The following is a 1364-nucleotide window of genomic DNA, read 5'->3' on the forward strand; positions in this document are numbered from 1 at the left end:
GGTAGTGTCCAGAATCTTTCGCTTTTTCATTTTTGGCTGGTGTCCTGATCTGGTCAGGCGATCATTTCTTTCTCTCTCAGTAGTTTCATATTCAGGTATCGTTTGGTTGACCATTTGGTCCCCGCGATATGACGCAGTCTTGCGGCGGCCAGATTCAGCGCGCTTTCGCCATCGGGGAACGCGCCCACCACGCGGGTGCGCCTGCGGATCTCACGCATGATACGTTCCAGTGGATTGTTGGTGCGGATACGCCGCCAGTGTTCGTTGGGAAAGGCATAATAGCCAAGCGTTTCATCCACCGTTTTTGCAACCCAATCGGCAATTTTGTTGAGCCGCATGCTTCGCAGTTTGGCGGCCACTTCGTCGGCCTTGGCTTGCGCCGCTGGCAAATCTTCTTGGGCATGGATGGCTTTCAACATCAGAGATACCTCGCGCACCTTGGTGCTTGGTACATGGCTGAAGACATTGCGGTACCAATGCACGGTACAGCGCTGCCAGCAGGTATCGGGATAAAAATCACCGACGCTTTCCACAAGGCCCATGCACGCATCCGAGATGATCAACTCCACCCCTTGCAGACCACGGCCTTTGAGGTGCTTAAGGAAGTTGCTCCACCCAGCCTTGTCTTCTTTGGCACCCTCCTGGATGCCTAAAATCTCGCGGTATCCATCCGCATTGACCCCGATGGCCACCAACAGCGACACATTGCGGACTTCACCCGCCCAGGTGCGTTTGAGGACAATGCCATCCAGATAAACATACGGATGATGGCCTTCTATGGGGCGGTTCCGCCACGCCTCAATTTGGGCATAAATCTTCTTGTTCAGGTTCGACACCGTGCCCGAACTGACCCGCGTGCCCCAAAGGGCCTCGGTGATGTCTTCGACCCGGCGCACCGATACACCGGCCAGATACATCTCCATCAACGCCTCTTCAACAGACGCCTCACGGCGGCGATAACGCTCAATAATGGCCGTCTCAAACGTCTGTTGGCGCAGCTTCGGAACCTTCAGATTCACTTCGCCAGCGCGGGTTTGAAGTTTACGCTCATACGATCCCGCACGGGTGTCCCGACGCTCTTCACTGCGTTCATAACGACCTGCATTACAAAGCCGATCCGCCTCAGCGTCGAGCAGGGCATTCAGCGTATCTTCAACACTGCCACGTACGATCTTACCCAGGTGATCCTGAATGCGCGCGTCGTCAATATGAATAATGTTCGACAATGTTCCCTCACGGGCTGGTGTGCTATCTTTGTTCATGGTGGTTCCTTATCTGGTGTGGTTGATCTCGCAATCACCACCTTAACCAGATCGGGGCCACCAGCCTTAATCAAATGTGCGAAAGATATTTTACGTTATCGA

Annotated in this window: 1 protein-coding gene; it reads right to left on the minus strand. The window is 54.1% G+C overall.

The annotated features are described in order from the left end of the window. Positions 1-53 precede the first annotated feature (53 nt). Entirely contained in the window at positions 54-1262 is a 1209-nt protein-coding gene (locus BEN30_RS17605) for an IS256 family transposase (RefSeq protein ID WP_069959610.1), read from the minus strand. Positions 1263-1364: the final 102 nt, after the last annotated feature.

It is taken from the genome of Magnetovibrio blakemorei (genome assembly GCF_001746755.1).
Classification (GTDB): domain Bacteria; phylum Pseudomonadota; class Alphaproteobacteria; order Rhodospirillales; family Magnetovibrionaceae; genus Magnetovibrio; species Magnetovibrio blakemorei.

Bases quoted from the DNA above. Each gene is read 5' to 3' on its own strand.
- BEN30_RS17605 (WP_069959610.1), bottom strand. From the start codon at position 1,262: ATGAACAAAGATAGCACACCAGCCCGTGAGGGAACATTGTCGAACATT.